At 69.0% G+C, this 8,258-nt stretch carries 7 protein-coding genes and 1 pseudogene; 6 read left to right on the top strand and 2 right to left on the bottom strand.

The window, feature by feature from the left end; all coding sequences use genetic code 11:
* A partial coding sequence (locus AC08OO_RS10570) for a flavodoxin family protein (RefSeq protein ID WP_476609747.1) occupies nt 1-553 on the bottom strand: 553 nt, incomplete at its 3' end.
* A 500-nt stretch (nt 554-1,053) separates the two neighbouring features.
* Between AC08OO_RS10570 and AC08OO_RS10575 the strand changes: the two genes are divergently transcribed.
* From AC08OO_RS10575 to AC08OO_RS10600, 6 genes and pseudogenes are all read left to right on the top strand, one after another.
* Nucleotides 1,054-1,872, top strand: a complete 819-nt coding sequence (locus AC08OO_RS10575; protein WP_476609746.1) for an SAM-dependent methyltransferase — start codon at nt 1,054-1,056, stop codon at nt 1,870-1,872.
* Nucleotides 1,873-2,071: 199 nt separating this feature from the next.
* Complete coding sequence (locus AC08OO_RS10580; protein WP_476609745.1) at nt 2,072-4,249, top strand: putative bifunctional diguanylate cyclase/phosphodiesterase; 2,178 nt, start codon at nt 2,072-2,074, stop codon at nt 4,247-4,249.
* A gap of 557 nt (nt 4,250-4,806) precedes the next feature.
* On the top strand, nt 4,807-6,084 hold the full coding sequence (locus AC08OO_RS10585; RefSeq protein WP_476609744.1) for a GvpL/GvpF family gas vesicle protein: 1,278 nt from the start codon (nt 4,807-4,809) through the stop codon (nt 6,082-6,084).
* A gap of 204 nt (nt 6,085-6,288) precedes the next feature.
* On the top strand, nt 6,289-6,537 hold the full coding sequence (locus tag AC08OO_RS10590; RefSeq protein ID WP_476609743.1) for a GvpL/GvpF family gas vesicle protein: 249 nt from the start codon (nt 6,289-6,291) through the stop codon (nt 6,535-6,537).
* Nucleotides 6,537-6,627: pseudogene (locus AC08OO_RS10595) on the top strand (SRPBCC family protein); the annotation flags it as partial. The gene AC08OO_RS10590 and the pseudogene AC08OO_RS10595, both read left to right, overlap by 1 nt.
* 13 nt (nt 6,628-6,640) lie before the next feature.
* Nucleotides 6,641-7,186, top strand: coding sequence for an MOSC domain-containing protein (locus AC08OO_RS10600; protein ID WP_476607734.1), 546 nt, complete (start codon nt 6,641-6,643; stop codon nt 7,184-7,186).
* Here AC08OO_RS10600 and AC08OO_RS10605 read toward each other — a convergent pair.
* A complete protein-coding gene (locus AC08OO_RS10605; protein WP_476609742.1) occupies nt 7,141-7,665 on the bottom strand; it encodes an arsenate reductase ArsC in 525 nt (174 codons plus the stop codon). The two genes, AC08OO_RS10600 and AC08OO_RS10605, sit on opposite strands and share 46 nt — an antisense overlap.
* Nucleotides 7,666-8,258 lie beyond the last annotated feature (593 nt).

Below are 8,258 nucleotides of genomic sequence, written 5' to 3' on the forward strand. Positions count from 1 at the left end.
AGGAAAGCGCGTTACCCTTCGCCGAGGCAGGGACCATCCATCCGAGGCTTTCGGCCCAGCGGCGGGCACGTTCGGGTTCGCCGGCCACCAGGGGGCCCGGCGGGCCGTCGACGTAGAAGCTCCGTGGACGGTCGAGGAGGGAGAAGCCGAGACGGTGCAGGCACCTTGCCGCACTGGCCGCGGCCGAACCCGCGGGACGGGGGTGACGGACCTTCGTGTCGAACGTGGCCGCTCCGGTGAGCGGCGTCTCCTCGGGCGACCCACTCGGTTGCCTGGGCAGTGCCTCGAGCCACTCCCGGATCCCGATCCCCGGTGACACGACATTGCCCTCGGTCCGCCTGGTGGCGTCGTGCCGGGTCTCGGGCCGACTCATCTCGAACGCATGGGTGGGCCCGCCGACGATGAGGAGCCTGACATCGTCGTCCAGGGCCGGGTCTGCGGTGCCGACCTCTACGAGTCCGACGTCCAACCACGTCGACAGGCCGATCGCGACGGCGTCCGCGATCACCCTGGTGTTGCCGAACATCGATTCATACACGACGAGGGCGCGCATCTCGTCCCACTCCTCACCCGGAACCTCGTACCGGAGCCTCGTACGGTCCCGGCCGAGGGCGACGCCCGAATACCCGCGCTGTCCCGGCTGCCGTCGGTCTGTCGGCTGCCGCCGCGGGCTCCGGTCCTCCCGGTTCTTTCGGTTCTTCCGGTTCTTGCGGCCGTAGGGGTCTCCTCGGCCGTCGCGGGCGTCGACCCTCGATCCAGGTTCCAGACCAGTGTCCTCCGTGGACGGCCACGCAGGGCAGGGTAGGACGGTCTGGTCAAATCGGACATTCGGCACGGTCGGCGGCTTCCCCATGGGCCGCCGCCGGAGGTCGGTCCGCGCCGCCGGGAGGCCCGGGCAGGAGGTATGGCGGGCGTGCGATGAAACGAGCGAACGCGGTCTGGAGGGTGCTGGTCTCCGTAGCGAGACCGGCCGGTGTGGTGACGAAGGTGGCGATGGTAGACAATCTCCTCACCGTACGTCGTCTAGCGGGTCGCACAGGAGAATAGGTGATCATGGAGGAGTTGCCCGAGTGGGCCGCGGGGATCGATGTCAATCGCCCGAGCGCCGCACGGATGTACGACTACGCGCTCGGCGGATCGCACAATTTCGCGGTGGACCGGGAGGCGACGCGCGCCACCATCGAGATCCTCCCGGACGCCCTACTGATCGCCAGATCGAACCGGTTGTTCCTGCACCGGGCGGTGCGCTTCCTCGCTGCCGAGGCCGGGATCACACAGTTTCTGGATCTCGGCTCCGGGGTGCCGACGGTCGGTAACGTCCATGAGATCGCCGAAGGGGTGAATCCGGAGGCCCGGGTCGTCTATGTCGACATCGACCCGGTCGCCGTCATCCACTCCCGGATGCTGCTGGTCGACAATCCGCGGGCCACGGTGCTCCAGGCGGATGTTCGGCAGCCCGCGTCGATCCTCGGCTCCAGCGCGGTGGCCGAGCTGCTCGATCTTTCTCAACCGATCGCCGTGCTCATGGTGACGGTTCTGCATTTCGTCCCCGACAGCGATGACCCGGCTGGCATCATCGATTCCTTCCGGGAGGCGACGGCGCCGGGCAGTTACCTGGCCATCTCTCATGTGATCGCGGACGAGCGGGTCGTAGAGATCAACCAGGCCAGCAAGGTCTACGACGAGACCCCCACCGTGGTGACCCCGCGTTCCCGTGCGGAGATCGCCGGTCTGCTCCGCGGATACGAGCTCGTTGACCCGGGCCTGGTCTACCTACCGGCCTGGCGCCCGGACGCGGCGAGCATGGGCGCCGATCCCCTCGCGGACAACCCGGTGCGTTCCACGATACTTGCCGCGGTCGGGCGCCGGTAGCTCGCCGTTCCCGGCTGTTTCTGACTGTTCCTGGTTTTTATGATTTTTTTTGGTTATTTTTACTTTTTACTTTTTTTATTGGTTTTTCTCCGGCTTCCGGTGCTTTTCCGGCCAACGGCCGAGATTCTGTCACAGGGCGGGTCAGGCCCAAGGTTTGTCATGGTCGGGCAAGAAATGCGTGCGATGAGGAGTGCGTGCGGTGAGGTCCCTGCCCCAGACGGCACGCCAGCAGGGCGTCGCGCGCTTCGCCCAGGCCTGGGCCCGAGAGATCCTCGGCGCCAGCTATCCGGCGATCGGCCTGATCGACGTCGAGCAGCGGTTACGGGCGTTGAGCGACCGGCTCGTCGACGCCCTGCTCGCCGAACCGTTCACGGCCGACCCTGCGGCCGCGGTCGGGGCTGCCGTCGTCGAGTACACCTTCGGCGCCGCGGACGCGTTGGCCGGAACCATCGAGATCTGTGGCACCAGACTGCTCACCGACCTACGACTCGGGACGGCCGACGGGTACGGCGCCCGGCTGGCGGCGTTGCAGGGCGGCCTGGCCCAGGGATACGCCCATGCGCTGCGGGAGCGGATCCTCGCCGGGCAGGACTCGATCCATCGTGCGGCTCTGCACGCGAGCGATGCCCGCTTCCAGCTGATCTTCACCGGCTCCGCGATCGGAATCCTGATCAATGATGGAGACGGACGGATCATCGACGCCAACGACGCTTTTCTGCGGATGCTCGGAGTCGGCCCGGGTCAGGTGCAGGGCAGGTCAATCGACGAGTTTGCGCATCCCCAGGACGCGAGGGAGCTCCGGGAGGCCTATGCCGCCCAGCGGACCGCCGGACCGGAGCACATCCGGATGGAGCGGCGGTTCACCGGGATCGGCGGGTCGGTGGTGTGGGCCGAGCTGACCACGTCGTGTCTGCGCGACGACGACGGGCGGTGCCGCGCGCAGCTCTCCATGATCGTTGATGTGACTGACCGGCATCTGTTGCAGAATCAGCTGCGCCGCCAGGCGCGGCACGACCCGCTCACCGGCCTGCCGAACCGGACGGTACTCATCGAACGGGTCCACGAACTGATAGCCACGGGACCGGAACGTCGCATCGGGCTGTGCTTCATCGATCTGGACGGATTCAAGATGGTGAACGACAGCCTCGGCCACGACGTCGGCGACCGGTTGCTCGTCGCCGTCACGGACCGGCTGCGTCGGGTGCTGTCCCCGGAGCAGCTCCTGGTCAGGATGGGTGGTGACGAGTTCGTGATCCTTGTCGCTGACACAGCCGGCACGGCGGACGCCGTCGCCGTCGCCGAGACCGTGCTGGCGGCGCTGGCGAGCCCACTGCGGGTGGGTGACCACGCGCTGTCCATCGGAGCAAGCATCGGCATCGTCGAACGGCCCGTCGCCGGCGGGGACTACGCCGATCTGCTACGGGCCGCCGACATCACGCTCTACCGGGCGAAGGCGGAGGGGAAGGGTCGCTGGGCCCTGTTCGACACGGAGCGAGGCGCCCGGCAGGTGACCCGGCACACTCTGTCGACCATGCTGCCCCGCGCCCTCGAACAGGACCAGTTCGTCGTCGAGTACCAGCCGATCATCGCCCTCGGCGACGGTGCGGGTGCCAGGATGGCCGCCGGGGCGATGGTCGGGGTGGAGGCGCTGGTCCGCTGGCGGCATCCTGGCCTCGGTCTGCTGCCCCCCGACCTGTTTATCGGGATGGCGGAGGAGACCGGGCAGATCGTGCCCCTCGGCCGGCGAGTGCTGGAGCTCGCCTGCCGGCAGGCGCGGCAGTGGCAGGAGTGTCATCCGCACGCCCTGTTCGTCAGCGTCAACCTGGCCGCCCGGCAGACCCGCGAAGCCGGCCTGGTGGAACAGGTCCGACGCATTCTCGACGAGACCGGGCTTTCCCCGGACCTGCTCCAGCTGGAACTTACCGAGAGCGCCTTCATGGGCACGGCCGACGAGTCGCTGCGGGTCCTGCGCGGGCTCGCCGAGATGGGCGTGCGGATCGCTATCGACGACTTCGGCACCGGTTATTCCAACCTCGCCTACCTGCGTCGGCTGCCGGTGCACACGCTCAAGCTCGCCGGACCGTTCGTCGAGGGCTTCCGCTCGGCGCGGGACGCCGACCCGGGGGGTGAGGAGATCGTGCAGACGCTGGTCACGTTGGCCCACACCCTGCGCCTGACGGTGACCGCCGAGGGCGTCGAGACCCCGATGCAGGCCGAGCGGTTGCGCGCGGCCGCCTGCGACAGCGCGCAGGGCTTTCTCTTCGCGCCGCCGCTGACGGCTGAGGAGATCACCCAGAGGATCCTGGCCCGGTCCGCTGACTCGGACCGATCATCTTCGAGCCCCACGCAGGCAGCGCGGGCGGCATGGGCGCGCTGATCCCGTAGGGCGCGCTGACCTCTCCATCCCCAGCGGACCTTCGGCCTGGATGGCCTTGGCTCCTCCGGGCGGGGGCTCCTCCGGGCGGGGGCGCCGGTCGGTGATCTGCGGTCGGCACCCGTCATACGCTGGGAGTTTGGAGCCGGTAGTCCCGGGAATGGGCGGCGTGTCGATGTCTTCGATGCCGCGGTCCTCCCTGTCCTGGAGGCGGGGCGGACGGGGGCCGCGCACCGGCCATGAGCCCAGACACCATGAGCCCAGACGAGGACGGGACCGCCCGTCGCCGGGCGGGCCGAGGATCATCCTGAGTGGATCGCCGACCGTCCCGCGCAGATCGTGAATCGTGCCGGGGAGGGTGTGGAGGAGCCCAGGGGCCGGGCTGCCGGGTGGCCCACCGGCCGTTTCACCGACCGCGCCACCGGAGGGTCGACGGGCCGGGATCCGGCGGACGCGGTCGAGCGCCTCTTCGGCGGGGCCGGCAGGCCTGGCTGGCGCAGGGGGATCGGCCTTGACCGGGCATCGGCGGTCGAGGGACGGGACACGAGGGAGTAGCGGCCATGAGCACGGCGGCCGGGGCTGAGGATCTCACGGCCCTCGCCCGGCGACTCGCGCCTGAGGTCGTCGAGGAGGCCGTTCGAGAGGCCCGCGAACTCGCCCGACATCAGATCGTCGAGTGCCTCGCCCGTGAGATCACCCGGGTGGCGATGGAGGGCATCAGGCCGGCCGTGACCCCGCCTCGGGACCTTCCCCCCGTTCCGGTCTCGCAGTCGGGGTCGGTCTCGCAGTCGGGGTCGGTTCCGGAGTTGGAGTCCGTTCCGGAGTCGACTGTCGGAACTGTGGGCGTGGTCGGGCCTGGCGTCCGGCCGTCCTCGCGCGCGTCCCGGACCGACCGCGGTCTTTACGTATACGGCATCATCCCAGCGGCGAGCGACACCGCCGGAATCGATGGGCTGGGCGCCGACACCGAGGTGGACGCGATCGCCTGCGGGCCGTTGTCACTCGCCGTCTCGGAGGTCGAGTCGAGTCTGCTGCATGACCTCGAGGAGGACGTTGCCGACACCGGTCGCCTCGCCGCGCTGGCCCGCCGGCACGATCAGGTGCTGTGGGAGCTGCTGGAACGCGGCGGTGTGCTGCCGCTGCGGTTCGGCACGGTGCTCGCCGACCCGGAGCAGGGCCGGGCCATCCTCGACGACCAGGTACGGGACCTGCTCCAGATGCTGGACGCCGTCCGGGATGCCCATGAGTGGGGATTCCGGGTGGATTCGCCTGTCCACCACCCGGCGGAGATCGCACCAACGGTGGGTGTGGGTGGGCGGACCGGCTCGGCGACCGGCTCAGCAATGGCCTATCTTGCCGAGCGGCGCCGGGAGCTGCAGGCGGAGCGGGACCGGCGTGACGAGGTCGCGGCGATGGTCGATCGGGCGGATCGGGAGCTGGCCGCGCACGCGCGGGATGACGCCCGTCGGCACACCGGTCGGCCGGGGCGGATGTTCGACTGCGCGTACCTCGTGCCGCGTTCGGAGGAGGATGCGTTCCTCACCACGGCGACCGCGCTGACGCGGGAGCTGGACGCGGCGGGGTGCTCCGCCGAGGCGACGGGTCCCTGGCCACCCTACTCGTTTGTCCATATCACGCTGGGTGGTGACCAGCGTCTGGGCGGCACCTTCGACGGTCACGAGGACTCGCCCGGCGGTGGAGCGCCGGTGGTTGACCGGGTGCGCACAACTGACCGGGTGCGCACCGCCGATCTGGTTCCGGACGCTGATCGGGTCCCGGGTCCTGCCGGAGGACGGCCGGATGCTGTCGGAGGACGGCATGGTGGCGGCGATGACTGAGCTCGGCGGGGTGCTGCCGGGCAGTCCGTTCGGTCGGGGTCACGCCGCCCACGGATCTCGACGCGCGGATCAGGCTGGGTCAGCAGGTGGCCGACCTGGTCATCGCACGCCGGCAGCGTCAGGCCGACGCGATCCTCGACCTGCTGCGTCCGCTGGCGCTGTCCGACTGGCCACGGCGCCCGCACGGCGGCGCGGAGGCCCCGGGTGCTCAGCTGGGCGTTTCTGCTGCGCAACGACGCCGTGGACGCGTTCGACGCCGCCGTCGCCGATCTCCGTCGAGCCTGTCCGTACTTCACGATCGAACACGTTGGCCCACTTCCCGCCATTGACTTCGCCGAGGACCCCACGGGTCCGCCCGGAGCCGGTGACACGGCGGACGCCGACGCCTTCGGGGGGACCGGCAGATGGGGTTGGAGCTCGGAGTCCGACATCTGGGAAGAGAATGATCAATGAAGGGCTCCACCAGGGGTGCCGTCACTTTTCATCCGCTCGCTGACGACCTCACCCGGATCCATTCTGATCATGGAATACCACCCCAGCGGGTAGTGTCGGCATCATGGTCGCGGGACGCCTGGTCGGGATCTATACCACGCCGATCCGGGGTACCCGGATGCGGGCCCGTGAGGCCGTTCGAATGATCGAGGGTCACGGCCTCGAAGGCGACCGCTACGCCACCGGCAGCGGGACCTACTCCGCGCGCGGTGGCGCCGGTCGTGCCGTCACGCTGATCGAGCGTGAGGTCATCGCCGCCGTGGCCGCGGATGCCGGGGTGGCTCTGGCCGAGTGGGAGACCAGGCGAAACCTGGTGACGGAGGGCGTCGCGCTGCTCGACCTCGTCGGGCGGACCTTCCGCATCGACGACGTTGTCCTGCTCGGTGTCCGGCCCTGCCCACCGTGCTCCTACCTCGAACAGCTCACCCGCCCCGGGGTCTGGAGCGCGCTACGCGACCGGGGCGGCCTGCGCGCCGACGTCGTGCGTGGCGGCACCGTCCCGATCGGCGCGACGATCATCATCCCGTACCGGGAGGCCGAGCCCGTCAACGCGGTCGCGCCGGATCACGCGGTCGCATCGGGTGCGCCCGCCCCGACCGGTGAGGGATAGTGCCACGCATCCGGGTCAGTACCGCCAGGCGGGATCCCGGTGTAACCGGGCTGGTTCTTCAGCAGCCCGACGCGGGCGGCCACGCCGAGACTGTAGACTAGTGCCCGGACGCGGGCATCGATCTCGTCGCGGATCGACCGGATCTCCTCGAGCGTGCACTCCGCCGGATCATCCAGTTTCCAGGTGAGGTAGCGCGTGTCGGGGTAGCTGGGAACGGCGTCGCCGCATCCCATGTTGATGACGACGATGGAGTCGCGGACCATCTCGTTGGTCAGTCGCTTCGGGGACTCCCGGGACAGGTCGATGCCTACTTCGGCCATGACGGTGACGACTCCCGGGTGGATGGCCGGGGCCGGGGCGGTGCCGGCGGATCGGGCGCGGAACAGGCCACGACCATGTCGGTCGAGCAGGGCGGCGCCTATCTGAGAACGGCCCGCGTTGTGAACGCAGACGAACAGCACTTCGGGCGGACGAGCCACGAACGCTCCTGGTCGGCCGTGCTGGAACGGTGGGATAACGGGTTGCCGGGGTTGCGGCGGAATGTATTTTCTTCGGATCTGGATGCCGGGTCGCGATGTCAGGCGCTTGTTTGAATGTTGATGTTTTCGCGGGCTTCCGTTGCAACGGATGTTGGGTATGTCTCGATGGGGCATCGTCGAACACGGTTTCGCCGGGTGTGGCATCGCGGACCGTGATTTCATGGACCGAATATTCGCCGGCTATTGAGTCTTGCCGGCGCGACCATTGCCGACCGTAAACGCCGCCGGTCATTGTCAACAACATTTTGATAACACTGATGTAATCGTTCGCGTCAGCCGTGGGTTGCCAGTGACATACTCCCACGGGTGCCACCGGGTGCTCCCCACGGGGGTGACGAAGTCCCGGCGTCGCCCTGATCACTTCTGGTGGGCGAGGCTCTGGCGGTAGCCGAGAAGATCGCTGAGATGCCGACGCCGGTGGCGGTGATGGTCACCGAGGCGGTCGACCGTGCCTTCGAGGCGACCCTCGCCAACCCCTGACGGCACTCGTCAGACCGTCCCCGGGGGCTAGGGGCTAGGGGCTAGGGGCTAGC

Source organism: Frankia sp. CeCAU1 (assembly GCF_977971845.1).

What these genes read in the sequence shown, in the direction of transcription:
- AC08OO_RS10575 (WP_476609746.1), top strand. Translation starts at nt 1,054, where the DNA reads ATGGAGGAGTTGCCCGAGTGGGCCGCGGGGATCGATGTCAATCGCCCG.
- AC08OO_RS10585 (WP_476609744.1), top strand. Translation starts at nt 4,807, where the DNA reads ATGAGCACGGCGGCCGGGGCTGAGGATCTCACGGCCCTCGCCCGGCGA.
- AC08OO_RS10600 (WP_476607734.1), top strand. Translation starts at nt 6,641, where the DNA reads ATGGTCGCGGGACGCCTGGTCGGGATCTATACCACGCCGATCCGGGGT.